General features: G+C 45.7%; 28 protein-coding genes and 1 pseudogene. 5 read left to right on the forward strand and 24 right to left on the reverse strand.

The window, feature by feature from the left end:
• Nucleotides 1-73: 73 nt before the first annotated feature.
• The 8 genes from AC08OG_RS12795 to AC08OG_RS12830 all read right to left on the reverse strand — a co-directional run bounded on the left by AC08OG_RS12795 (nt 74) and on the right by AC08OG_RS12830 (nt 7,000).
• The gene (locus AC08OG_RS12795; RefSeq protein WP_292353522.1) at nt 74-865 is read right to left on the reverse strand and encodes an outer membrane protein; all 792 of its coding nucleotides are present in this window, start codon (nt 863-865) and stop codon (nt 74-76) included.
• Between the two features lie 118 nt (nt 866-983).
• Nucleotides 984-1,559, reverse strand: coding sequence for a phosphatidylglycerophosphatase A family protein (locus AC08OG_RS12800; RefSeq protein ID WP_292353521.1), 576 nt, complete (start codon nt 1,557-1,559; stop codon nt 984-986).
• Between the two features lie 300 nt (nt 1,560-1,859).
• On the reverse strand, nt 1,860-2,798 hold the full coding sequence (locus AC08OG_RS12805) for a DMT family transporter (RefSeq protein ID WP_482929682.1): 939 nt from the start codon (nt 2,796-2,798) through the stop codon (nt 1,860-1,862).
• Between the two features lie 40 nt (nt 2,799-2,838).
• On the reverse strand, nt 2,839-3,612 hold the full coding sequence (map, locus tag AC08OG_RS12810) for a type I methionyl aminopeptidase (RefSeq protein WP_482929683.1): 774 nt from the start codon (nt 3,610-3,612) through the stop codon (nt 2,839-2,841).
• Complete coding sequence (locus AC08OG_RS12815; RefSeq protein WP_482929684.1) at nt 3,605-3,811, reverse strand: ParD-like family protein; 207 nt, start codon at nt 3,809-3,811, stop codon at nt 3,605-3,607. Before AC08OG_RS12815 ends, map begins: the two co-directional genes overlap by 8 nt.
• A gap of 128 nt (nt 3,812-3,939) precedes the next feature.
• A complete protein-coding gene (locus tag AC08OG_RS12820; protein ID WP_482929685.1) occupies nt 3,940-4,635 on the reverse strand; it encodes an NAD(P)H-binding protein in 696 nt (231 codons plus the stop codon).
• A gap of 89 nt (nt 4,636-4,724) precedes the next feature.
• Nucleotides 4,725-5,867, reverse strand: a complete 1,143-nt coding sequence (locus AC08OG_RS12825) for an endonuclease/exonuclease/phosphatase family protein (RefSeq protein ID WP_292353515.1) — start codon at nt 5,865-5,867, stop codon at nt 4,725-4,727.
• Between the two features lie 146 nt (nt 5,868-6,013).
• The gene (locus AC08OG_RS12830; RefSeq protein WP_482929686.1) at nt 6,014-7,000 is read right to left on the reverse strand and encodes a GGDEF domain-containing protein; all 987 of its coding nucleotides are present in this window, start codon (nt 6,998-7,000) and stop codon (nt 6,014-6,016) included.
• Nucleotides 7,001-7,377: 377 nt separating this feature from the next.
• Here AC08OG_RS12830 and AC08OG_RS12835 point away from each other — a divergent pair, with 377 nt between their 5' ends.
• Nucleotides 7,378-7,686 carry a hypothetical protein gene (locus tag AC08OG_RS12835; protein ID WP_482929687.1) on the forward strand — a complete coding sequence of 103 codons (309 nt, stop codon included), beginning with the start codon at nt 7,378-7,380 and terminating at the stop codon, nt 7,684-7,686.
• Between the two features lie 185 nt (nt 7,687-7,871).
• Here the strand turns inward: AC08OG_RS12835 and AC08OG_RS12840 are convergent, their stop codons facing one another.
• The 3 genes from AC08OG_RS12840 to AC08OG_RS12850 form a co-directional block, all read right to left on the reverse strand.
• Complete coding sequence (locus tag AC08OG_RS12840; RefSeq protein ID WP_292353512.1) at nt 7,872-8,390, reverse strand: DUF2141 domain-containing protein; 519 nt, start codon at nt 8,388-8,390, stop codon at nt 7,872-7,874.
• Nucleotides 8,391-8,635: 245 nt separating this feature from the next.
• Complete coding sequence (locus tag AC08OG_RS12845) at nt 8,636-9,943, reverse strand: ATP-grasp domain-containing protein (protein WP_482929688.1); 1,308 nt, start codon at nt 9,941-9,943, stop codon at nt 8,636-8,638.
• A 251-nt stretch (nt 9,944-10,194) separates the two neighbouring features.
• Nucleotides 10,195-11,160: a zinc-binding metallopeptidase family protein gene (locus AC08OG_RS12850; protein WP_482929689.1), complete on the reverse strand. Its 966-nt coding sequence runs from the start codon at nt 11,158-11,160 to the stop codon at nt 10,195-10,197.
• Nucleotides 11,161-11,445: 285 nt separating this feature from the next.
• Between AC08OG_RS12850 and AC08OG_RS12855 the strand changes: the two genes are divergently transcribed.
• Nucleotides 11,446-12,192, forward strand: a complete 747-nt coding sequence (locus AC08OG_RS12855; protein WP_292400367.1) for a glutaredoxin family protein — start codon at nt 11,446-11,448, stop codon at nt 12,190-12,192.
• A gap of 139 nt (nt 12,193-12,331) precedes the next feature.
• Here AC08OG_RS12855 and AC08OG_RS12860 read toward each other — a convergent pair whose 3' ends face one another.
• The 4 genes from AC08OG_RS12860 to AC08OG_RS12875 all read right to left on the reverse strand — a co-directional run bounded on the left by AC08OG_RS12860 (nt 12,332) and on the right by AC08OG_RS12875 (nt 16,300).
• Nucleotides 12,332-13,804, reverse strand: coding sequence for a hypothetical protein (locus AC08OG_RS12860; protein ID WP_482929690.1), 1,473 nt, complete (start codon nt 13,802-13,804; stop codon nt 12,332-12,334).
• A 215-nt stretch (nt 13,805-14,019) separates the two neighbouring features.
• Nucleotides 14,020-14,718, reverse strand: a complete 699-nt coding sequence (locus tag AC08OG_RS12865) for a class I SAM-dependent methyltransferase (protein WP_482929691.1) — start codon at nt 14,716-14,718, stop codon at nt 14,020-14,022.
• A gap of 39 nt (nt 14,719-14,757) precedes the next feature.
• Nucleotides 14,758-15,435, reverse strand: a complete 678-nt coding sequence (locus AC08OG_RS12870; RefSeq protein ID WP_292400374.1) for a methyl-accepting chemotaxis protein — start codon at nt 15,433-15,435, stop codon at nt 14,758-14,760.
• Between the two features lie 289 nt (nt 15,436-15,724).
• Nucleotides 15,725-16,300, reverse strand: coding sequence for a CatB-related O-acetyltransferase (locus AC08OG_RS12875; RefSeq protein ID WP_292353505.1), 576 nt, complete (start codon nt 16,298-16,300; stop codon nt 15,725-15,727).
• Between the two features lie 453 nt (nt 16,301-16,753).
• On the opposite strand from AC08OG_RS12875, the pseudogene AC08OG_RS12880 reads away from it, so the two are divergent.
• A pseudogene (locus AC08OG_RS12880) lies at nt 16,754-18,099 on the forward strand (alanine/glycine:cation symporter family protein).
• A 28-nt stretch (nt 18,100-18,127) separates the two neighbouring features.
• Here AC08OG_RS12880 and AC08OG_RS12885 read toward each other — a convergent pair.
• Both AC08OG_RS12885 and AC08OG_RS12890 read right to left on the reverse strand, forming a co-directional pair.
• A complete protein-coding gene (locus AC08OG_RS12885) occupies nt 18,128-18,979 on the reverse strand; it encodes a PA4780 family RIO1-like protein kinase (RefSeq protein WP_482929692.1) in 852 nt (283 codons plus the stop codon).
• Between the two features lie 137 nt (nt 18,980-19,116).
• Nucleotides 19,117-19,458 carry a Fis family transcriptional regulator gene (locus AC08OG_RS12890; protein WP_482929693.1) on the reverse strand — a complete coding sequence of 114 codons (342 nt, stop codon included), beginning with the start codon at nt 19,456-19,458 and terminating at the stop codon, nt 19,117-19,119.
• Between the two features lie 62 nt (nt 19,459-19,520).
• Between AC08OG_RS12890 and AC08OG_RS12895 the strand changes: the two genes are divergently transcribed.
• On the forward strand, nt 19,521-19,982 hold the full coding sequence (locus AC08OG_RS12895; RefSeq protein WP_482929694.1) for a DUF3144 domain-containing protein: 462 nt from the start codon (nt 19,521-19,523) through the stop codon (nt 19,980-19,982).
• A 144-nt stretch (nt 19,983-20,126) separates the two neighbouring features.
• On the opposite strand, the gene AC08OG_RS12900 is transcribed toward AC08OG_RS12895, so the two are convergent.
• From AC08OG_RS12900 to AC08OG_RS12915, 4 genes are all read right to left on the reverse strand, one after another.
• Nucleotides 20,127-20,591 (reverse strand): lytic transglycosylase domain-containing protein, encoded by a 465-nt coding sequence (locus AC08OG_RS12900; RefSeq protein ID WP_482929695.1) that lies wholly within the window; start codon nt 20,589-20,591, stop codon nt 20,127-20,129.
• The gene (locus tag AC08OG_RS12905; RefSeq protein ID WP_482929696.1) at nt 20,588-21,292 is read right to left on the reverse strand and encodes a hypothetical protein; all 705 of its coding nucleotides are present in this window, start codon (nt 21,290-21,292) and stop codon (nt 20,588-20,590) included. Before AC08OG_RS12905 ends, AC08OG_RS12900 begins: the two co-directional genes overlap by 4 nt.
• The gene (locus AC08OG_RS12910; protein WP_482929697.1) at nt 21,259-21,972 is read right to left on the reverse strand and encodes a hypothetical protein; all 714 of its coding nucleotides are present in this window, start codon (nt 21,970-21,972) and stop codon (nt 21,259-21,261) included. Before AC08OG_RS12910 ends, AC08OG_RS12905 begins: the two co-directional genes overlap by 34 nt.
• Nucleotides 21,973-22,300: 328 nt before the next feature.
• A complete protein-coding gene (locus tag AC08OG_RS12915; RefSeq protein ID WP_482929698.1) occupies nt 22,301-22,633 on the reverse strand; it encodes a thioredoxin family protein in 333 nt (110 codons plus the stop codon).
• 412 nt (nt 22,634-23,045) lie between these two features.
• Between AC08OG_RS12915 and AC08OG_RS12920 the strand changes: the two genes are divergently transcribed.
• Nucleotides 23,046-23,132: a small membrane protein YohP gene (locus AC08OG_RS12920; RefSeq protein WP_482930553.1), complete on the forward strand. Its 87-nt coding sequence runs from the start codon at nt 23,046-23,048 to the stop codon at nt 23,130-23,132.
• Between the two features lie 91 nt (nt 23,133-23,223).
• Here AC08OG_RS12920 and AC08OG_RS12925 read toward each other — a convergent pair whose 3' ends face one another.
• From AC08OG_RS12925 to AC08OG_RS12935, 3 genes are all read right to left on the reverse strand, one after another.
• The gene (locus tag AC08OG_RS12925) at nt 23,224-23,439 is read right to left on the reverse strand and encodes a TIGR02450 family Trp-rich protein (RefSeq protein ID WP_482929699.1); all 216 of its coding nucleotides are present in this window, start codon (nt 23,437-23,439) and stop codon (nt 23,224-23,226) included.
• Nucleotides 23,436-23,642 carry a transposase gene (locus tag AC08OG_RS12930; RefSeq protein WP_482929700.1) on the reverse strand — a complete coding sequence of 69 codons (207 nt, stop codon included), beginning with the start codon at nt 23,640-23,642 and terminating at the stop codon, nt 23,436-23,438. The genes AC08OG_RS12925 and AC08OG_RS12930 overlap by 4 nt, the downstream gene beginning before the upstream one ends.
• A 287-nt stretch (nt 23,643-23,929) precedes the next feature.
• The gene (locus tag AC08OG_RS12935) at nt 23,930-24,589 is read right to left on the reverse strand and encodes a DNA-methyltransferase (RefSeq protein WP_482929701.1); all 660 of its coding nucleotides are present in this window, start codon (nt 24,587-24,589) and stop codon (nt 23,930-23,932) included.
• Nucleotides 24,590-24,787 lie beyond the last annotated feature (198 nt).

The raw sequence follows: 24,787 nt of genomic DNA on the forward strand, positions 1-24,787 counted from the left end.
AAATAATGGGCTTAGCGCTTGTTAAAGAGTCCTCAAGGCATTCTATGCTGTCAAAGGCTGAGCTACCAAACCATTAGAAACGATAAGAAACACCCACTGAAAGAATCTGGGTTTTAAGTTCGACAGAGCTTTTCAAGTCATTCGCAAGCGTCGGAAAAGCTGGATTGGTGACCAATGCTGTTGTATCAGCTTTTCCATAATCCGCGTAGAGATACTCTCCTCGAATTGTCCAACTTTCGCTAAGAGCATATTCCCCACCCAGACCGATAACCCATCCTAGTTTGGTTTCATTATCTGAATCACGACCAAAAGCGCCTGTCCCGGACAAGTCATCAGAAAATGTTGCATCCATTCTGATTTTAGTCGCTGCTACACCACCGGTAAGGTAGGCAAGCCAGCGTTTCTCGGCCCAACCTACACGAGCACGAAGTGATGCTTGCCAGTCAGCCTTCACGGAGATTTTATTGTTATAGGTCGCTATTGGAGCCGACTCATAAATGCCGCCTGATGAAGAGGAGTCATCAAAGCTTAAACTGTTCACGCCAGCCTCCACCCCGAGATATAAACGATCAAATTGCTGACCATAGCCCCCGAACAAACCCGCACTTAGCTCGGATTGCGAAGCACTTTTATCAGCCGCTTCGGCAATTTGCTCAGGATCGGGCGTCGTAAAATAAGACCCCGGAAAACCATCAGAAGTTGAAGCATCAAATGAGGCACGACTATGAGCCGCCCCAAGACTTACACCTATATATGTTCCAGACCAATCATAGTCCTGTGGCTGAGCATGTGCGGCAGTAATTGTACCTAAGGCCACCATAAGGCCAACAGCGGCAAGCGAATAATTAGAGCGATTCTTCAACACTTTTGAATTTCCTTATAGCGTAAAGCTAAACGTTTTAATGTTTATGTTGTTTTCTGATTATATAAAAACAATTTAATAAATAGGCTGTTTTTATTTTCAACCTTACTAAAACCGTCTTTTATTGTCGACGATACCACCGCCAACCAATAGTGAATATAAGCAATGTCCACAAGCTTGCCACCACATCATCAAGCACTATCCCCACGCCTCCAGGTATGGATTCAGCCGCCCGAGCCGGTGGTGGCTTGGTCCAGTCAACAATGCGGTTAGTCATAAAAATACCGGCCAGCATTACTGGATGTTGATGAACGGGAAGACCAATAGTTGCCAGTGGAAAGGTAAGCAGTTCATCCGCTACGATAACTGAAGCATCTTTGCTAGCAAAAAATCTTTCACCATGTTCACTTATTGGAATAGCGACAAGAATCAGCAAAGCGATGACCACCAACTGTTTTATGGTGCTAAGTCGACTAATCAATAAACTGAGTATAACGCCCCCAAGAGCACCTGCTGTACCGGGAATAAACGGCACACACCCCAGCCCCAAACCAATGGAAAGCATCACCATAGCGTCTTCAGTGCTGGCACCGCACAAGGTTTGATTGGATAAAGCTAAATACCAACCAATGCTAGCTACAGCAATACACAATAGGACCAGCCAAATAATCGCTTTTTTGCCAAGCCGTCGATTCATTCCTCACCCAAAAGACGTGTAGTGTTAACTTCAGATTACAACAATCTATCCCTTTAACGTTTGTGGGATAGCTAGTTTCTCTCATTCAGAACGCCCCAATGCACAACTAATATCCCTATTAAATTCCAGCGAGCAAACCATTCCCCAACCGGAGGTGAAGCATGGAAAGTAGAGATGTCCTGACGACGATGCTGGTAACGGCCTGCCGTTATCACCGCTAATTTCAAAGGCCCGGGCAAATTCAATGTCCTTAAGAAACCCGTCTTCTCTTTTCTGTTTTAACGTAAATGTGAGTTTAAATTAAGTTGGCTGATCGCCTGTTTCAGATGGCTCATTCTGCGAGCTTGTATATCTGCTCAGTACTGTAACAGTCACAATTATCAGTCCCATACCGAAAAACTGTAGTGCCGATAAGTTTTCATCTAACACCACTATCCCGAATAGAGATGCTGTTACCGGTTCGACCATAGCCACAATAGCGACCAATGTTGGCGCGGTGTATTTCAGTCCGACGATATAGAGAATGAATGAGATCCCTGCGCCAAGCACTCCCAACAGCACAAACAGAAACCAATTTGGTGAGCTCAATACTGACACTGTCTGTTCAATATCTACAAACCCGATGAGTATACTGACCAGAACCCCAAAGGCTATAAACAGAATCGCCTGCGGGCTACCGTGTGGAACTGCATATTTGAAACCAAAAATGAATATCGCATAGGAAAGGCCGGAGAGCAGGCCGGCTCCAGCGGCGACAGGTGTGACATCATCGGTATCAATATCATATAGCCCCGTTAGTAACATCACCCCCATAATGACCATTGCCATGGCGCACCATTTAAATAAAGAAGCTCTTTCAAGTTTGAGTACAAAAGAAATTAGAAAAACGAACACAGGTGCGCAATACATCAGCGTTACAGCTACTGCAACGCTTCCTTCGGCAATACTCCTGAAATAAAAAGCGAAGTTGCCAGCGACGCCCACCCCAGCAAGAATCGACCAACCCCATAATCGCCAATTTCCTAATCCACTGTTATGGGGTCGCAACGCTAGCCAGATCAGAACGAACAGCAGTCCTATAATGCCTCGATAGAAAGACACCACTAATGAGCTCCAGCCTTCTGCCGTGAGGATGCCACCAATCCCACCTGCAAGTCCCCAACACATTGCCGCCAGCACCACAAATAACGTGCCCGGACTTACATGTTTGTTGGATGACATTAGCGATTTGTGCAACATTCTAAATAGCCTTTAGAGAGTTGTTCAGGTGATCCGAAGGTCAGTTACGTTCCTCTTCCCTGAGCGTAAGCACTTCGTAACCATTCGAAGTAACCGCAATGGTGTGTTCCCATTGTGCAGATAACTTTTTATCACTGGTTACCACGGTCCAGCCATCTTTCTTTTGTTTCACCTTGGCCTTCCCCTGATTGATCATAGGCTCGATGGTGAAGGTCATTCCTTCCTGTAATACCAGTCCATTTCCTGGTTGACCAAAATGTAAAACTGCAGGTTCTTCGTGCATTTCCCGACCAATGCCGTGACCACAGTATTCACGAACCACAGAATATCCATGTTTCTCAGCATAATGTTGAATCGCGTAACCAATATCGCCCAGGGTCGCTCCTGGCTTCACGGCCCGAATCCCCTGCCACATCGCTTCGTAGGTTTTATCGACTAAACGTATTGCCAGTGGTGTGACTTCACCGATCAGATACATTTTGCTGGAATCAGCGATATAGCCACCTTTCTCCAGCGTGATATCTACATTGATGATATCACCCGACTTCAGTTTCTGATTGTCTGCAGGAACACCATGACAAACCACATGATTGACTGAGGTATTGAGCACATACTGGTAACCATATTGCCCTTTACTTGCAGGGTGGGCACCCAGTTGATCAACAATATATCGTTCAACCAGATTGTTGATATCCATCGTGGATATGCCAACTGTTACATACTTATCAATATAGCTGAAAACGGATGCGAGCAGTCTTCCGGCTTCACGCATCACCTGTAATTCGTCCGTGGTTTTGAGTGTTACCCTAGCCACCGACAATTTTCTTTATTTCAACGTCGGCATGTTTCATCTGGGCACTGATAATTTCCGAAAAAGACATACTCGGGTTGGCCTCGGCCAGCATACCTATTTTTATCCAATACTCAGCCTGAGCATTGATCGAACGGACCATAACCGAGCTGGACTTTCGAATTTCCTCATGCAAATCATCACTTATTTTTACAATACCCATAACAGATCCTAATATACGAAACGTATACAGATCATATATTCTGACTATTAATGTAGCAACCACGAAATTGAAGCGGTTTCTAAAATAAGGATCGCCTTTTAATGGTCAATCTTTGGAGGATCGAACCATTACTCAATAATCTGAAGCTGATGCATATCAGCATTCGACAGCACAAAAGACGAGCTTTTATTTTCAGCATCGTAGGCTGCTTTAATCATCGCCGCTGCCACGCATTTTGTTGAAATTGGACGCACAGCTTTGGGAATAAATGAGGATATGGGAGCGAGCAAACTTTCACCCAGTTTCTCGGCAAAACGACCATCATCCGGTCGGCCTAACAGTAGTGAAGGATGGGCAAAAAACACACTTGGTAAACCCAGTAATTTAATATCCCGCTCAACCTCACCTTTGACACGATTATAAAAACTAGCAGAATCCACATTGGCCCCATGTGCAGTGACAACACCGAGTCTGCAAACATCAGCAGATTTACATGCTCGTGCAAACGCGATCACCAAATCATGATCAATATGACGAAAGGCCGCCTTACTACCCGCCTGTTTTTGCGTTGTTCCCAATGCAATAAAAGCAACAGATTTTGGCGGAATCAGGGAAGTTACCTGTTGTTCCAACTGTTCAAAGTCCACAACCTGATTGTTTATTTTTGAAGCAATCGCATCGGGAAAATCTCTCAATATGTCTAATTCGCGACGCGAAATCAAAATGATATTAACGACATCTTCTCGTCGGCTTAATTGATTGACTAACTGCTTACCCACAGCGCCTGTCGCCCCTAAAACAATTGCAGTTGCATGCTTCATCATCTATCCCCACAGATTTTGGTATGACTGACTACGATAGCTATCAAATCTGCTGTTACTGAACTTTTCAAGAACGTCTTAAGGCTACTCTTTCATTCACTATTCTTGCCTTTATCGATGGCCTCCTCAGCTTCTTGTTCATCATCCGCATCAGACTGGGGCTCTTCATTTTCAATGGACGCATCAGGATCGTAATCGAGCACAACAAATAGGGGAAAGTGATCAGATCCGATATCGGGAAGACGTCGTAGCTCAACGAGAAGGAAATGTTCTGAGGCGAAAGCATGATCCAGTGGATAGCGTAACAGGCGACTTCTGGTATCAAAAGTATTCATTAAGCCACGCCCTACACGCGGATCGAGTAAACCACCCGTTCGCTGAAAAAGATGTGTGGTATGTGACCAAGCCACATCATTAAAATCGCCAGCCACGATGACCGGAACCTCTCCTAACTCTTTAACCTCTTTGGCAACCAACATCAATTCGGCATCCCGCATATCGGAGTCTGCGCGTTCATCTCCATCCGCTTCAGCCTCCTCTTCTTCAGAAAGATCAAGACCCGGAGGTCGTGGATGCACACCATAAAGGGTTACAAGTTTTCCCGATGGAAGCCGAACCTGGGTGCGAATTGATGGAATTTCTGACTCAATTAAAAAGCGGATCTCTGGATTCACCAGCTCTTGTCGGGAGAAAAGCAACATACCGTAATGATTATCTTGCGGCTGGAATAATGTAAAAGGATAGTCGTCTTCCAGACCCTCCAGTTGTTCTAACCACCATTTGGTCGTTTCGCTTAATAAAATTATATCGGGATCGTTATCACGTATCAGTTTCAGCAGCGCTTTCACTTCACGATTATCGTAACGCACGTTATAAATCAGTAACGATATCCGATTGGAATCATTATCCTGTCGGCTTTCAGACATTTCCTTGGGATAAAACGCGGTGTATGGAGCAATGGCTATAAGCTGCCAGATCAATGACAGGACGACCATCGCAGCAAGCGCATATTCCCATATCCGCATCCGACGCCAAAAACTCAGAGCCACATAGGCGGCTAAAGCCAAACCCATCAATACGGAAATTTGTACGCGAGGAAAATCGAATATTCGTATCCACCATTGATCGGTATGTATTAAAGGAATTGCGGTACTACAAACCAACGCTAACGAAAACAAGGCTAGCGCAATGCGGCAAATGCGATTCAGTACTCTTTCTGAAGGTTTTATTGTCATGATAAGAACTGAGTATGTGGCAATAAGATAAGTGGTATCAAGTAAATAAACTTTTAATATTTATATTCAGTTTTCGTCTCAATATTATTTCCGACGGAAATAATATTGAACGTCTGGGCAGATTGAGAGAGCTGCTCATTTATCGGTTAACTTTCTGAGTTATCATTTACCACTACTCTGTTTCTACCGGACTCTTTGGCGCTATACAACATGCGATCAACGCTTTGAAGCAAGCTGGTTTGGGTTTGGTTAACTCGAAACTCTGTAACGCCAATACTGCATGTCAGAGAGATATCGACGCCATCATCCTGGCAAAAACGATGCTGTTCAATAGCGGCCCTGATACGTTCTGCAAGCTGACTGGCTTCTTCAGTATCGGTTTCGGGAAGTAACAAAAGAAACTCTTCCCCACCATAGCGGCCCAGAAAGTCACTGGTTCTGCAGGTATCAGACAAAATATTGGCCACTTCTATTAAAACGGCATCGCCAGAAAGGTGACCAAATTTATCATTCACGTCTTTAAAGTGATCCATGTCGACCATTAATAAACTTAAGTGGTGATGGTAACGCTCTGCCCGATCAATTTCTGCTGTCAAATTGTCTATAAGCCCACGACGATTCATCACACCCGTGAGCGGATCCGTTGTCGTTAAGCGTTCAAGCTCTTTGGTACGTTCTAACACTCGTCGTTCGAGTAACTGGTTGGATTCCAATAACTCTCGTTGAGCTTGCTGTAAGGCTGCATTTTTATTTCGAAATTCATCATTGCTTGGAATAGCCAAGGCTTTTGGTATTAATCGCCAAATCATAACTGCGGTCAGGATAGAGACTAAACCTGTTGCAAACTTAGCAAGCCCCTCAATGTAATAAAAACCCTGCCAGATATTTATTAAACCAGTGAGATGGGTAACACCACACAGAAAAATAAAGGCGGCAAACATAATAAATATCCAGTTAAAAGCGAGATCAGTTCTTTTTTTAACTAAATAGACAAGGGCAATAGGAATAACAAAATAAGCAATAGAGGTTAATAGATCACCACTAACGTGAAGGAACAGGAGATCCGGTAGCCATTGCAAACAATGGCCATGGGGCATAAAGCTGCCATTAAACAATTTATCGACTGTATCCATCCAAATCTCCGATTACAAAGCACTTTGAGCTATTAATAGCAAAATGAGGAACAACAGTTAATCAACAGAACAGAATGAATTTCATAACGAACTAGTATTAAATAAAAATTTATGACTCCAGAGCATACTAGCTCTCAAAATGGAATAAAGCACGTGGCAACTGGAGACAAATCTTTTAATCCAGAAATAATCTGTGCTTTTTGCTTAAATTTTCAATTGACTCCGCCCCTTTTACTTTTTTTAGCCCTAGGACAGAATTTTGTAAACCGTATCTTTGATCTGGCTCAATGTAAGTTTATTTCCAAGCCATATACTAAATATCCAGTAAACAGGAAGTTAACTGTCATACATATTCCATCTTTATGAGGTATGAAGTCATGAAAAAGTTAATTTTAATTCTATCCCTGATGACCTTAACAGCTTTCTCGACAACTAACTTTGCCGGTGGGCACGGGCAAGGGCAAGGTGACGGTAAAGGCAAAAAGCAGCAAGAACAGATGCAGCAATATGGCGGCGAAGGTGAACAAACACGTGAACGCAAGCGGGAACACGATCCGGAAGACATGGATCGGCAACGTACAATGGAACAAGAACGGAAGCAGCAAGGCAAAGGTTCGGAGCAGGGCCAGAAATCACAAGAAGAGCATCGGAGAAGGTGGTGGAAATTCTGGGGAAATGACGAATAGATTCGACACCTACCCGGTAACTCCTGCATTGCAGTTTTAAAACAAAAGCAGTCGTTTGCTGAAACGAACGACTGCTTTCCTGAGGTTTTCGGCCAAAGGCTGCATCAAGATACCAGCTACTGAAGCTTGGTTTTTCACAGGATTAAACTCAATCCATTTTCTGGTCGAATTTATTCAACGATCGCTCAATAATTCAACTTGATCGTCAAATCCAGTTTTTGGCCATCGTAAGTAAAACTGGCAGCCTCAAATGAAGGCGCACTCATTGAGGCTTTTGCATCGTTTGAAAAACCGTAGCCTTCTTTGGGCACCCCCAGCCAGTTAGTACGAAGCTCGCCGTCCATATTTTCATCATGAATAACAGCCAAGGCATACGTTCCAGGCGGAATATCTAAAAAGTCACAACGTGCCTTTGTATCCCGAATTTTTATCATCATAATATTGGTTGCATAGCGCAGAAACTCAGTAGGGAAACCATTTGGCGCCTCGAAAAGCGCGCACGCGACAGCTCCTTTGCTATTTCTGATATCGAGAATCTTCACATGAATTCCAGGACATGGAGTTTGAGCAAAAGCAACGGTGGGAAGGTACGAAAATATCAGCAGCGCACACCAAATTAAACCTCGGAGGTCCATATGGATCTGCGTCAACAAATATTTGATCGATGAAAGAGAAACGGTCTTACGATTAGTTGATTCATTCATAATCTTCCTCACAGTTTTGATCTGCGTAGATTAATCGAATCTGACTGCCATCAAAGGCCTAACGGCTTACTGAGGGGCAGGCACCGTATATCGTCCGTGAAGTTTGTTATAGGTTAATCCTGAGTTTAAACAATTATCCTCTGCTTAGAAAAGCAGCTATTTTGTAATGGAGAGCCCAACTTACCGTCAAACCCTAAAAAGTCATAGCGACCTACCCTCGCAGGCAGGTCGCTATGCATATGAAATTAGACGTAGAAGTCCAACTCCTCCTGCGCTTTCAGCAAATCGCGCATTTTGATGGGATCATCACCAAAGAAGAAGATCAGGCCCCAATGCGTACCAAAAGCCGCCCGGTCAGGAACGGTTTCTTCTGCCGGTGCCACCAGTTCATGTGACTCAAAATAAGGATGCTCAATGGTTTCTTTGGGCATTTCCAGCTTGCTGACCACTCGACGACGTGGGTAGACGCCGAAGCAGCCAGCGTACCCCTTGGCATCGACCACTTCTTTGGGGAAGAATGCAGCCACTTCCTCTTTGGTGCTTTTCGGATCGAATACCAGCATCGAAGCCTGATAAGCATTGAATCCGTAGGCTCTCTCGATCAGCTCAAAAGCTTTAAAGCCGGGCGGACGATAGGCAACTTCGCCAAAGTACATTTCGCCATCAGCCGTAACGAAGTACTCAGGGTGAATCAGGCCAAACTGGATGTCGAAGGTTTTGATCAGCAATTCGATCTGTTTGGTGATCGCATTCCGCCAGCTTTCAAGTTCCGCGGTAGCCGGTACAAATACAGAGTAACCCAAGGTGACATATTCAGAAATGTTGAGGAATTGGATTTTGCCATCGTGGATCCAGGCCTCAACCGCAAACTCCCAGCCATCCAGGTGACTTTCCATCAGCAACGGGTACTCTTCGGCCGGAATGTTATCGATTTCATCTATCGTGCGGATCATTCGGTGACCGAGGCAACCGGCCTTGTCGAATGCCTTAACGTGAATCGGATCATCCGGATCACCATCAAGTTTGAGCAGCGTCTGATTAACGCGTTTCATAAAGCGAACAATATCTTCTTTCTCATGCGCTTCTTCGAAAATCCCCACGCGAATACCACCAAGCTGAGCACGACGCTTCATCAACGCCTTGTCACGGAACAGAATAGACTGACCGTACATGCGCGGATTATTCAGCAGAACAGAATTGATGGCACCGGACCATTCAACGGTTTCCTCGAATAACGGTATAGCTACATCGACTCCTTCCGCCTTCAGTTTTTCGGCAATTTCCAGGGACCTATCATTGAGACGGATAAAATCCCATGAGATGAAAGGTATGTTGTTAGCGGTACAAAAATCTGCAGCCCATTCAGGCGCAACAACGATATAGTGGCGGTCAAACTGCTGCGCAGCTTTTATTGCATTGACACTCCAGCCAAGCAGTGCGATGTAGCCTTTGTTCGGATCTTTGGGGGTTTCTGTTCCGCGAACGGAGTCCATATTGGGATCGCGCCAGGATAATACTTCTTCAGATAATTCAGTTTCACTGGTAATCGACATAGAACATTCTCCTGTTGAGCCTCCTCAGAGAAGCCTTACTGGAAAAAGCACACAAAATGAACTGAGCTTGTCAGTATTGTTTAGAGGAGATTGAATAAATCATTGATAGGGAGGCTTTATCAGCTTCCTAATTTCAGAATTGAGCTAGTCGGCTTCATTACAACTGACCACTAACTGTCAGTTCAAACATAACACAAAAAGACAAAAGCGTTTGGTAGTATCCCCGCCATTCGTAACGAAAAAGCAGCAGATCAGCGCCCCTGAGCCCCGCGTCGCAACCAGTCGTGTACGAATGCAAGCTTGCGCCGGCCAGTTTCTGATAGAACAAATGGATAGACGTCTGATAACCCCATTGAGCGGTTAATGTGGTTGATGCGTGTCGCGAGGGCGGTAGCAACGTTGATTAGCAAAACAGAGTCAGGCTCTGAATAGGGATCCCAGCTATGGTGAGGTAGTTCTGGAGAACTTAGGCCAGTTGCCACAAAACTGTCGGTAATATCTGTCAGATGTAACAAATGTGCCGTCGTTTCAGCCCAGTCTTCGTGAGGATGCGCCGAGGCGTAGCTGGTCAGGTAAAACAGCTCCCAGTCTTGTGGTGCACCTTGCTGGTAATGTCGCTGAAGTGCCGCTGTGTAGTCCTCTCGCTCATCACCAAACATCACCCGAAACGCCTGCAGAAAGTCTTCACGCAGGCTCAGTCGCCACCAAAGCATGTGTGCAATTTCATGGCGCATGTGGCCGATCATCGTTCGGTAAGGCTCGTCCAGGGCTTCTCTGCGGGTAACCCGCACTACTGGATCGGCCTCGGATACGCTAATGGTTACGACGCCATTGCCATGCCCCATAGCAGCAAGCGTATGTCCATCAGCAAGCATATGAAAAACCGGCCGCGTTCCGGGATCTTCCGGCCGGAACCAGTGCCAGCGGCCAAGGTTATCGAGTACCCAGCGTTTTGCTGCTTCGGTTTCTGCCCAATTTGAGATAGCGTTGGGAATTTCCGGATCCGGCGCCAACGCAGTCATCGCACATGACCGGCAAAAAGCACCTTCTTCGGGTGCTATCCAGTTGCAACCAATAATCTCACGGTTTGCACAGAATGGCGGCATGGGCAGGAATGCCCGCGCCTGGGGATCATAGGCTACGGGTGTACCTTCGGCAGTGGTCAGATTGTGGAACCAAAGGGTTCCTGAGCCAACCGGATTTGAGAATGCCAACATATAAAATAAAGCTCCTGGCTAACGACCAAATACGCAAATAGTATTCTTGTGTAAAAGTTAACCTATACCCTTTTGAAACAATAACCAACTATCCTGAAACAGATATCCGTTAATCCCTCCAGTGAATATCGCTAATAAAATCAGAGCCGACAGGATGGTATTAATTTGAAAAAACAATCAAAGAAGTCTTACCGTATAGTAAAGGGCAAGTAGCGAAAGGAACTTCTTCGCTCTGCAAGCCCCCCAAAAGATAAAGCCATTTATAAAAACAAGGAGAAGAATTCGATGTCATCTGATCCAACAAAACAAGCAACGCTCTATCGTATGGTCATGGACAAGCATGTTTGTCCGTTTGGCCTGAAATCCCTGGATCTGCTTAAACGTGAAGGTTATGAAGTGGAAGATAAATGGCTGACTTCACGCGAACAAACCGATGCGTTCAAAGAGCAGCATGATGTGGAAACGACACCCCAGACATTTATCAACGAAACCCGTATTGGTGGATATGACGCGTTGCGGCAGCACTTCGGCAAGAAGGTAAAAGCCAAGGACGAAACCAGTTATCAGCCTGTATTGGCAGTATTCGGCGTTGCCGCCCTGTTGGCTCTGGCGATAAGCTGGATGTTGGGCGAAGGTCTGCTGAGCATCCGTACTGCCGAGCTGTTTATCGCCATTAGCATGAGCATTCTGGCGCTGCTCAAATTACAGGATGTTGAAAGCTTCTCAACCATGTTTCTCAACTATGACCTGTTGGCACGTCGGGTGGTGCCCTACTCCTATGTGTATCCTTTTGGTGAATTGCTGGCAGGCGTTCTCATGGTGGCAGGAGCAATGCTGTGGTTGGCTATCCCTGTCGCATTATTTATCGGCACGGTCGGCGCGGTATCAGTGCTCAAGGCAGTGTATATAGACAAACGCGAACTCAAATGCGCCTGCGTAGGTGGTGGCAGCAATGTACCACTGGGATTTGTATCGCTCACCGAAAACCTGATGATGATCGCGATGGGGCTGTGGATGTTCAGATACTTCTAGGACAATAAAATCCTAATGCAAAACGTAGCTTAAATCGGGTGTAAAAACAGCTGAATCAAAAGGGTCAGTGTCAGACTCTGACCCTTTTGATCCAAAAGACATTGGCTCGACGCAATGAGGGTTGCCCCTACGTCGATGATTATTTCAAAAGACGTGCTCGGCCAGCCCAAAGTCCGAAAAGGCCGAAAGCGAAAAGCGGTAATGCCGCAGGTAGTGGCACCGCACTTGGATTCATAAACTGTCTTGCAAGCGCTTCTGTCGAGAAAGAGCCATCAGCACCAAATGTCCATGATGAGAAGTTAGTGAATTTTCCTGAGAACAGTTCATCACTCGCGATACCGAAGGACATGTATATCAACGTGTCGGTGATATCAAATGACAAAATATTAGACAGTGAAAAATCATTAAAGAAAACACTATTCTCTCCCAAGCCGCCATCAAAAATGCCGGTACTCAGCATACCTGAAGTTGAAGTAAGCCCATCCACAATCAGCATGTCATCGCCAGCGCCAAAGATAACATCACCGATAATCTCGCTGTTGCCACTCAGTTGCAAGCTACTATTACCCTGATTGGGTGCAAACTGGATTGCAGTACCTGACCGGCCAACCAAGGTACCGCTGTTCTCAATGGTGATCTCAGAGGTGCTGGCCACATCCGTACCAATCGCGTGGACGCCTTCGATATAGCCTTCGTTTATGACGGTCAGTGGACCTGCAGTGCGAACCTCACCTTGCGTAGGCTCGTACAATGAATCTACGTCGATGCCATTACCGCCTTCCAATGGATTACTCGCCGATCCGGTGGAGACAATGACGCCCGAGGCGTGGTTGTGCACCTTACCCTCATCGATGTCGATTCCATCATCGCTACCGAGGATCACACCGTAGTTATTGGCTTCCCCGCTGGCAAATTGCACACCGTCTTCATCGTCAGTGGCACCGGTATTCATCCAGGTCTGCGTGCTCGCATCCCATGACAACCCGTTCAACGCGATAGTGCCGTGGTTTTCAAGCGTGAAATTCTCTCTCGCTTCAATCACTTCCTCACCGCCAAGCAGCGTACCGTAGTTAATCACAGTGCCACCTGGTCCGCGGCTCTGAATGGCGCGACCATCAGTACTTTGAATCAGGCCATAATTTGTAATATGTGCGTTTTCCAGTTCGGCATCATTGTCTAATCTGACGGCCTGGTTTTCCGCGAAGATTTTTCCAGTTTCACGGTTGATCAGTGTGAAATTATCGGCGTCATCCTGAAGACGGATACCCCGGTCACCGCCACGTATAGTGCCGGAATTGTCGATTGTCAGGTTTACACCCTTGCCACGAATCGCATCATCATCGCCACTTTCAATCAGGCCCTGATTATTCAGCGTCTGGTTGGATCCTTCCAATTGCACCGGACGTCCAGTTGCACGGACAATCTGTGCACCGCTTTCAACGGTCACTGACAGGTTGTCTCTGTTGTCATTGATATTGCCGCTGTCTGTTGGGGTGCAGATCAGCGTCGGTGAATCACTCGTGCCACCAGGAATACAGGTTGCCGCCATTGCTGGCACGTTATACAGAGCTGCCAGTATTGAAGCGAGTACTAATTTTTGCGTATTTTTCACGTTACCTCCAAGTCAGATAATGAACATCGGGACTGAAGATAGTGATTTATTGTGACAACTCTATGAATGTTGCAATTAATGTGAACCAGGACGCTAAATGAAAACTGAAGATGTGATAGCTGAATGGTTTAGCAACTTGATTTTATTTACTTACAGACTGAAGCTGTCTGTACTCAGATTTTTGTATAAGAGGACGCTGCTATTTTAGTTATTTTTTACGTTTGCAATTTGGCAAACCAGGCATGAATCAATCCTGCTTGAAAGAATTGCACAGGTACACAAAAACCTGCTGATTTAATGATGTCAGCGACCTTGTTGGGAGGCAGAACCGCTACATCTTTGGCATAGGCATCTCTTATCTGGGTTTGTTTTTCAGCTGTAATGCCAGCCCCCGCCATCATTGTCATCCATGTATGCAATAAGGCTTCATATTCATCCGATCCTAATTGTGAAGCTAAATCGGCACTTGCCAAAATTCCACCCTGTTTCAGTCTTTGAGCAATTTCACCAAACAGCTTTGTGCGCAGCTGTTGATCCAGAATAAACTGGGAAACCAGAAAGCAGGTTGCTGCGTCATAAAGCTGTTTGTCAGGTAAAGAGTCAAGATAGCCTTCATGAAAATGACAGCGACTCGTCATCCCTTCCTCTTCAACCTTTTGACGACAGACAGCAAGCATGGCACCTGAAGGCTCTACCGCCGTAAACTGCCAATTGGGAAATTTCCTGGCAAGATGAATCAACTCTTTGCCTGTGCCAGCTCCCACACAAAGAATGTGAGCATCTTCAGCTAACCCCGCAAAAACAGATTCCAGCAAAAAATATAAACCATTATTGATGGACGCCATTCTGGCCCATTGCTGATCGTAGCCTGAAGCTTGCTGATCGAAAATTTCCTTAATTTCTTCGGGTTGCATGTTATGGCTTTGCCTTTATCTGGTCGCCTGGATAAATAATTACTTAAGCAGTGCGTCGAGCTCTTTGGTTAATCGGGTGATTTCGGTAGTGGCATGCCCCGTGTTCTCGGCCAGTTTTTTTACCTCGGATGCAACTACAGCAAAACCTCGACCCGCGTCTCCAGCACGTGCGGCCTCAATACTGGCATTCAAGCTAAGCAGGCGGAGGGTTTTCAACATATCCAAAATGGTATGGGTTTGCTTGATGATGTCCGCGCTATGGCTTTCCACTTCATCCATTCTGGATTGACGCTCCAGTTCCTGCAATTTCCTGGCTTGTATCGTGGTCACCACCCCCTCAAGAAACGCCACTTGATTATTGTCGTCAAATACCGGGCCGCCCTTTTCATTCACCCAAATGGGGTCACCCGTTTTGCATTTTAAGCGGTAATCCACATCCCAGTTCTTACGCTCTTCAATAGCTGCCGCCACTGCATCATCGACAGCCTGTGCATCCTCCTCGTGGATCAGATTCACGTAGGAAGTAAGTTTGTTGCCAATTAACTCCTGATGTTTATAACCGGTCAGCTCCTGGACATTGCCGAACATGTTCAGCATGGTGTAGTCATTGTCCATGCGGCAACGATACAAAAAGCCAGACATGCGGCTGGAAATACTTTCAAAGATGTTTTGATTATCTATTGGCGTTCCGTTGGGAAAGGCTTCAATGATGCTCATGGTCTCTCTTCCATTAATAGAGGTTGATAACACTCGCATTAAAGCGTGCGAGTTATGAGCGTCGCCTTTGACGCGTTATGTTGCATTTATTCGGATGAAGGAATCCACTAGACGTCCAGTGACCTCACCCCGTTTATAAAGCAAAGTAAACAATAGATGAAGTTGATAAAGAAAGAAACTTCCCCCGCATAACCAGTAAGTTAGATGTCTGCCACTTAATTTCTCGCCAAACCAAAGCATCCTTATATCAGAACAGTAGGTTTTAAATTGCAATGCACATCAAACGTAATCAGGCTCTAAACGAAGCAACGAGTGACTTCAGTAAATCAACCGTCGGCTCTGAAGATAAGGTTTGGCTCAGCTCTTTTATTACGCTGATAGGCAAATCCCACCATCTTAACTCCAAAAGTAACGCTCTTATTTCCTCATCGAACCTATATCGAATGTGTTTTGCAGGGTTTCCACCGACAATTTCATAGGGAGCAACATCCTTAACAACGTGAGCGTTGGCAGCAATAACAGCTCCGCTTCCAATTGTTACGCCAGATACAATAGTTGAGCCATAGCCAATCCAAACATCATGGCCGATGACGACGTCACCATTACTAGCTGGATGGCCTTTTATTTCCCGGCCTCCTAACTCATCAGCCATTTGATGACCAAATGGAAAGGTAGTGATCCAATCAGTTCGATGGTTTGAGCCAAGAAATATAGTGGTTTTCATTGCAATTGAACAGAAACTGCCTATTGTCAACGAAACGCCTTCCGAGCCGAATACTTGCAAGTACTCATAACCATAGGTACATGGTCCAATTGTGACCTTACTGTTTTCAATAATCCCCTGCTGAGTATCCAAACTCGCCATAATAATTTTTATCCTGTAGATATTCTGGCCATTCAAATAACATGCGCTGAAATTAAGGCATACATAATGAATAATCTAAGAGCATTGTTTATATTCATTCTCAGTCGAAAAAGGGAAGATTCCCTTTTATTATCCATCAAGGAATATGCCAAAAAACGTTACCTGATGTTTTAACAAATGTAAGTGTTGCACTCTAAATAGCGTTGCTTGACATCATCAAGAAAAAATACATCATCACGTCAATTATCTAACTGGGTAAGAGGTATGGAATTTGGAAATAGATGTCGGCTATTTCGAGCATAGCAATAGACTAGAATATTAACCAATTAAAGGGAAGCGTCCCCAATCTTGTCGAATGTCTTTTGAATCTGTACCGGCAAAGCGCTAGGGTAACAGCCTGAACACAATCAGGATAACAACATGGAAGCGCTTTTTACCGCCTTCGCCAATTTTATGTGGGGCCTGCCGCTGGTTATATTGCTGGTAGGTGGTGGGCTGTTTTTTGTGGTGTATTCGGGTGGCCTGCCTTATCGCCATTTCAGACATGCCTTACAAATCCTGACAGGACGCTTTGATCGTGAAGGCGATGAAGGTGATATACCCCATACTCAGGCACTGAGCACTGCCCTGTCCGGGACGCTGGGACTGGGCAATATTGCCGGTGTAGCGCTGGCAATTACCATGGGCGGCCCGGGCGCCATATTCTGGATGTGGGTGACAGCCGTCATCGGTGTCGCCACCAAGTTTTATACCTGCTCCCTGAGTGTAATGTTTCGCGGCAAAGACAGTGAGGGCAACCTTCAGGGTGGTCCTATGTATGTTGTTCGCGAAGGTCTTGGCAAGCGCTGGTGGCCACTGGCCGCGCTGTTTGCAGTCGCCGGGCTGATGGGCACCATGCCCGCCTTTCAGGTTAACCAGTTGGTACAAATTGTCCGTGAAGTGGTGGCTGAACCTGCCGGCTGGACCACGTCACAAAGCCATTTCACATTTGATCTGGTGATGGGGGTACTCATTGCCGCCCTGGTATTGTTGGTGACGACAGGCCATATCCAACGCGTTGGCCGCGTTACGTTACGCATGGTACCGGTTATGGTATTGCTTTATCTGGGGATGACCGCCCTGCTGTTGATGCGTTTCGCCAGCGAAATTCCGGCCGCTTTTCAGCTGATTATTAGCGATGCCTTTTCCGGTGACGCCGTCGCGGGGGCGCTATTGGCACCGTCATTCTGATGGGCGTGCGCCGCGGGGCTTTTTCCAACGAAGCTGGAATTGGTACCGAGGCAATGGCCCATGGTGCGGCACGTACCAATGAACCCATTCGTGAGGGTCTGGTTGCTATGATGGGGCCAGTTATCGATACCCTGTTGGTATGTACCTGTACTGCTCTGGCCATTCTGGTGACCGGTAGCTGGCAAGTTGATGGCGACATCGATGGTGTGACCCTGACATCACAAGCATTTGAAACCGCCTTCCCCGGTATCGGTGCCTATCTGCTTACCGTTGTCGTGGCGCTGCTGTCGCTGAGCACCATTTTTACCTTCTGGTATTACGGCAGCAAGTGTCTGGGCTTTCTGATTGGGGCGCGACATCAGCACCATTACGTCTGGATTTACGCCGCACTGGTGGTTTTTGGCAGCGTGACCAGTCTGCCGGCCATCATCGGCCTCATTGACGGACTCTATGCGACCATGGCGATACCGACCATGATTTCCGCACTGCTGCTCGCCCCTAAGGTCAACCGGGCTGCGCGGGACTATTTTCAGCGGCATGGGAAGCAGTCAGAGGATCAGCCAACTTGATGTTTTCTAAAAATAATACGGTTAAACCTTAATCATCCTTATCACGTAACCACAATTGCCTTTCTTGTTCTTCTTCCAGGATCGCTTTGATTTCAAGCATCACCCCATCCACATCAGCGGCTTGAGTATCTTCTTCAAATTGGCCCGTGAGTTCCGTATCCGGCAGTAAGTCGCCATTTTCGAATAACGACCATATTTCTTTTTCGAAATGCGTTTTACGAAGTTCGGGTGCGAATTGAGCATAGTAACGGGTCATATTTTGCACATCACGCGTTAACATGGCTTGTGCATTATTATTGGCCACCGCATTCACCGCTTGTGGCAGATCGATAATCACCGGGCCATGCGCATCGACCAGAACATTAAACTCTGACAAATCGCCATGAACTAAGCCAGCACAAAGCATTTTTTTCACAGAATGCATGACCATCATGTGGTCTTCGATGGCTTGCTCGGCAGACATGGAGACATCGTTGAGGCGCGGCGCGACATTACCCTCCTCATCCGTAATCAATTCCATCAATAACACGCCATTCAGGCAGTCATAGGGTTGAGGTACTTTCACTCCGGCACTGGCAAGCAAATACAGTGCATCGACTTCGGCATTCTGCCAGGTTTCTTCCTGCTGCTGACGACCAAATTTAGAGCCTTTTTCCATCGCCCGGCCCCGGCGACTATTGCGTACTTTTCGTCCTTCCTGGTATTGAACGGCTTTTTTAAAGCTACGCTTGACCGCATCTTTATAGACCTTGGCACAGCGTATTTCATCACCACATCTCACGACATAGACATCGGCTTCTTTGCCGCTCATTAAGCGACTAATCACTTCATCCACAAGGCCATCATCAACAAGCGGCTGAATTTGTTTTGGTATTTTCATTATTCGGTTTTTATCGCTCAAACGTATCCAGTAAAAGATACCATGCAGTATAAACTACAGCCGCTTGTTTAAATCAGTTGATGACTGATGCTTGCTTGTTTGTCTAATAAATAGAGGTAAGAGTTGATTGATATTGGTTAACCCAACCTAAGTGCCCAATTACCATTGTGGTATTGATTACAGTTCTCTTCAGAATCGTATGCGATATGATCACCAAGGCATTTGAGCTTGATATCCATCGTTTTAAATTCAGCTTCAATTAGAGATATCAATGCTTGGCTGTCATCTGATTGGAGGTAATTTTTCAAATTCTCGTTGGTATCAAATACACAAACAACCATTAAGCTATTTGGATAATCATCATAGTTCACCAAGTGCGTTAGCCACTGGAAACCAGCGATATCTTTTAATCCTTGTTCACATACATCGGTCAATTTTAGCCGAAGTTCGTTATCAATTTTTTTATCAGTTTTACGCATAGTTCATATTCAGTCTAATGATTTAATAGAGGACTCTTAAGGAGGACAGATCGAGTTAATTGATGAGTGCTAGTCCAAAAACTCTGTTGCTTTTTACTGTCTTTAGTGAACCTAAAACTGCTCAGGTTTTTCTATCTGATATTATGTGTTGCGTTCAATCGGCTTACATAGCCAACAACAACCTCATCACGACTGCTATCAAATTTCAAACCCATAACATTAATGAGAGAGAAAGAATGAGTGAAAATTCACCAACAAAAACATTTCAACAACGTGTCGATGAATTCATTGCCCTTGCTAATCAACAAGCAGCAGACAGCAGTGTAGACGACGCCAATACATCTATTCTATTTTCAGCTGCACGCTTTAATGCCTTCAGTGTCGCCCGTTCGGTTGAAAGTGCAGAAAATCTACAAGCCGAAAAACAAGCCGCCATTGAATACTTCACTCAACGCTACGCAGAAATGCTCAACCAAAATCTGGAAGAACATATTGCACGTTTTGATAGCTTTAGACAGAAATAATCAATCAATAAAATGCTAGGACATAAAGCCCTGTTCTCTGTAAACAGGGCTTTATTTTGATTGAAGGTGCTCAGAGTTTACTGCAGTAAAGGCACCGCTCTGAGAAAAGCAAAATCAATCTGACTGAAACCTTGAACTCTGGTGTCAACCACCGACCGAGTAGCAGCTTGAGATGTCCGGCCATTTATGGTCCTTGATGGTCGTGTAATGTTGCCAGAATGCATTGTCGATGGCCTTCAATTGGGCTGAGGTGTCTTCGCGACGGTATCGTGCCAATTGCCCAGGACCACCGTTATAAGCGGCGTAGGTTGCCTTTACCAAATTGTCAGCACCGCCGGGCTGTTCGTGCTCGCCTTTACGGATCGCATAATCAAGCATGTAATGGGTCAAAATATCGATACCGGCGTTCACATTGTAATCAACCTCATCCACGAGACGGTCCAGATCGTAGACCTTGCGCCAGACCCGACCGTTGATCTGCATCATGCCCACCGCCCCTCCGGCTGAACGCAACACTTGAGGCTCGCCACTCGCAATTACTAGGTGGCGCCAGCAGGATTCTTTCCATGCTGTGGCACGAACCAAAGGATCCAGTCGCTCCGCCATCATCTCAGGTACGCTATCATTTTCAGCCAGCCATGCACTGGCTTCTTCCTCCAGTAAGCTGTCGACCAGCTCAAGGTAATCATTAAGGTTATCCGGTCGCGGGACCACCCCTTTAGAGCCTCGGCTGGTTGGATACTTTCAGCATGAGCGTTCGACATCAGCCAAGACCCTATCCAGCCAAAACCACCGGAGATTTGTCCCGTCAATTCTGCTGGTGTAAATACGGCCTCGTCTTTGGCATTAAACCCAAACAAATCACGAAACTCTGGATCAACCTCCAATGGCAAAGGTGTAAAACTCGGAGGCACCGCTTCGGCGAGCAGCAAGCGGGCAAGCCGGCGCAGTCCGTCACGGGTAATTTCAAAACCATACTCCGGCCCGAGGGCGTCAAGTGCTCGCAGCGCGTCACCACCCGCTATAAACGCGGCAAGCTTGAAATCCACTTCCAGTCCCGGTGTCTTCAGGCCTTCCAGTTCGCTCATCAGTGGCCGCAACCGCTCCCATGTCGTCAGGAAAAGTTCTCGAACCGGATCATATGCAGGATCATCGACCGTCAGCGCTTCAGCAATCGCGTGTCGCGCGTCCAGCAGCACGGCGAGTAATTCCAGACGTAAGGCACGAGACTCCGTCGAGTAGGCCAGCGCCGAAATAATGGTCGTCAGAAAGCCATCTAACTCATCTTCAAGCGTTTGCCATTGAGCCAACTCACTGTCGTCAAATGTTGGTTCAACTGCTTGTTCGGCTGGTTCAGGGGGCGAACCTGAAACGCCAGCCAGGCTCTGACGCCTGTTTCTTCCGTTTGAAGGCGGGTAATATGAGTTCGCTGAAGCAGGGACTGCTCACCACCTTGCTCTCTCCCCGCCCCCATCATTTGCACGATTAATCCATCAAGGCTGTTCAGCGGCCCGGCCAGGTCAATTTGCACCCGCTTCATGCGCGGCAGTACCAGTGTATCGGCAATGAGCTGAACCGGTTTACTCAAAAGGCCGGGGGTGCTATCCGGGCGAGATAACTCGATCGAATCAGGCAGAAACTCTATGCCCAGTCCTGAATCCATCACCTGTGGGGTCAGTTTCAACGCAAGACGACCCTGCCACGGTTTTGGGCCCCGACAAGCACCGAGCACGTAAGCTCCTGTCGTGGCAGTCAAGGCCATGCCGACAGACAATTGGGCATCTTCGGTAACCACCACCATATCGGACAATTCAACCCGATTGCATGGGTCGTTGCTAATGGTGCTCTGGCCATTCTCATCGAATTCAAGGACGCGACTGATCGCTGTCTGGAGATGCGCAGTTTCAGCCAGCAAAGGGATTTCAACTTCGCCCGCAGACAGCGCGTTCGAACTGTACAAGACGAAAAGCAGCCATCCAATATGTTTCATGCGATGTTCCAAAGGTTAAAGCGACGTGATTCCGGTTCAGGGCCCCGATCCTAATACTGGCGTGCAATATTATGCCGATCTTTTTAGACAAATGTTATGAATTAAAACGATCGGTCATCAAGGCTAATGGCGTTGCCAGGCTGCCGTCGCTCATCAAATTTGAAGTCAGTTTTTCGCGATATCCAGCCATTTCAATTCGGCTGTTCCAGGTCTTTAAGATTATTCCAAAAAGGGATTTCGAAGGTTTTGCGTTTAAGAGCAGCGAAAGGGGATGTTCTTAGAAGCGACAACGTTGAGTGCGTCAGATGCCTTAACCTATTAGCCGCTTTTAGTTGAGTTTCGACATTAATTCGCGAACCTCGTCAGAACGTAATGGCCTCACGAGACGAGCCACTTCAGTCCCATCGTGCAGAAGTATCAACGTCGGCCAAAGCTTTACCTTGAACGCACGGCCCAGTCGTTTGCCCTTTCCGTCATAGATTTTAATATGACGAAGTTCTGAATGTTCAGATACGACTTCGTTTATCGCCGAACTTGCCGCCTGACAGTGTCCACACCAGGGTGCGCCAAACTCCAATAAAGTGTCACCGGACAACTCGCTAATTTGTGCAAAGGTAAATGCTTCTTCTGCGTACTCAGCGTTAGAACCAATATCATTCATCACATTTACTCCCCACTATGAGTGACTACTTCAGCTATATTTTGATGTCGCTTCAGAAAGAAGCTCAAGCTAAAAAGATAATCATCTTCTACCACAAAAATAATTTGTAGTTTATATCCAGAAAAAATCACGTATGCAGATATCCAGTCTTGGTCGTCAAGGCGTTTTCACAGTATGAAAAAAGTAATTTTTACTAATTAAAAAATTACTATTAATAAGAAACTGGCCCTACTAATTTCTTTTGACTGCATCTCGCCAAACAGCCCATAAAAACGAAGTAGATCCTTACTCATTGTGGAAGGTACAAGTTAACTGATGTTATTGCTCACTATGTGAGAAGAATGCAAATATGGGTTGTCCGTGGGCCAGACATAATCGGCCCACATCCATTGAAAACAACGAGGGGATATTCATGTTTAAATTTTTAGGCAGTGTAGTAGGTATTATTTTTATTATCGGATTGCTTGTCGTGATCGGCCTTTTTGCGTTGATTTTTTAACTCTGTTTTATTCTCGGCTTTCACGTTATCAAGGGGGAAAGTATCTCAAAACCAAATACTCTACCCCTTTTGGTTCCGCCACTGCTAATAGCTATTTCCAACCCTGAATCCATTTGTCTTGGTTTTTGAGTTCCATCCAGTCAATTGAATAAAGCTTCTTTGAAATAATCGCTTCCAATTTGCATGAGATAACTGAGCCATCTTCGTTAAACGCGATGTCTGATACCAGGAAATGCTTTTCTCGATTTATCGGATTCACCGCTGTCCATTTACTGTTATGTAGCTTAGATGGGTTTATTCGATTCATGGCAATGCCTGGCGACAAAAATCAAACATTCTGACCCCATTGATTTTGTGAAGCTGGCAGTCGGTTTTAGCCAGTGACTCTGCAATATCATTGAGAATACGAGCCACACACTCTTTATTTTCCAATATGTTTTGACGGTTATTGCCGCGATGCATGATATGCAGAGGCTGATCGGGTAGTAGCAATCGAGGAAGTCTTGCCATGTCGTTACATCCTTGTAGCGATAAGATTTTGGTTACTTTATAACATCAGTTTACGGAATTAAACCAAATCAAGTTGGCTGACCCCTTGATTCGTATTTAACAAATGTCACAGTCGCGTTTTCTGTCTCCTTATGATGTCCCTCATGCATCGACGATGAATGAAAAAATGCGGGAAGGCAAAATTCACAGCCGTTCTTTTCTTGCATGCGTGTTCCTATATTTGCCTAACACCTAGTATCACCGGATGACAAAAGTGGTTAAGCTCAAGCGGACAGTCAACTTGATAATTATGTTTCGCTTAACCTGTTTTTGAAATGTTCATGAGCTACTTCTGAAATATCAGATCCAAGGTATATTCTGTTTAAATTTTTTGCTGCCAATAGGGTAGAACCAGACCCAAAAAAAGGATCTACAACTAATTCTCCTATTGAACTACTCTGGGATATAAGGTGCTCAATCAGCTGAACTGGTTTTTCGGTTGGGTATCCCCTGTGAACTCTTTTACATTCAAGAATATCGGGCATACCCAAATCGTTTAGTTTTCTTTTACCTTTTTCAAAGAAAAGTATGTACTCATGTCTAGCCCTGTAATGATAGCCCATGCCAATACTTACCTTATCCCAGATAATCGGCTTCCAAAATTTAAACCCCACTTTCTCTGCAATTGGTTTAATTGCAAACATAGTTTCTTGATCACAAAATAAATAAAAGTGTGAGTTATTTTTTAGAACGCGATATACCTCTTTTAGCAAGATTTCAAAACGCTTATTTGGAAATATATCAAACCAAAGATTACTTGATGCTTTGCTTACCTTTAGCCTCGTGGTTGTACCAATCTTCCTATGTTTCTCAAGTGACTCGTATGGTGGATCTGTTATTAAAAGATCAACGCTGGCATCTGCAAGGGTTGATAGCCAATCTACTGCATCACTACGAAAAATTTGCATTTTACCTCTATATCAAACTACTACATATTCGGCCATTTTGATGGACACGAGAAGGTACTCCTCTCTTTAGGCTACGACATTCTACGCAATAACTTTGATCTCCATCGGGATTATGAACTGTTGTACGGGCTGTTGTATTGCCAAATGAAGAGGGGTATGGATGAAATACATGCTGTATTCCATTCGCATCAGAACAAT

The organism is Methylophaga sp. F7 (assembly GCF_056863975.1).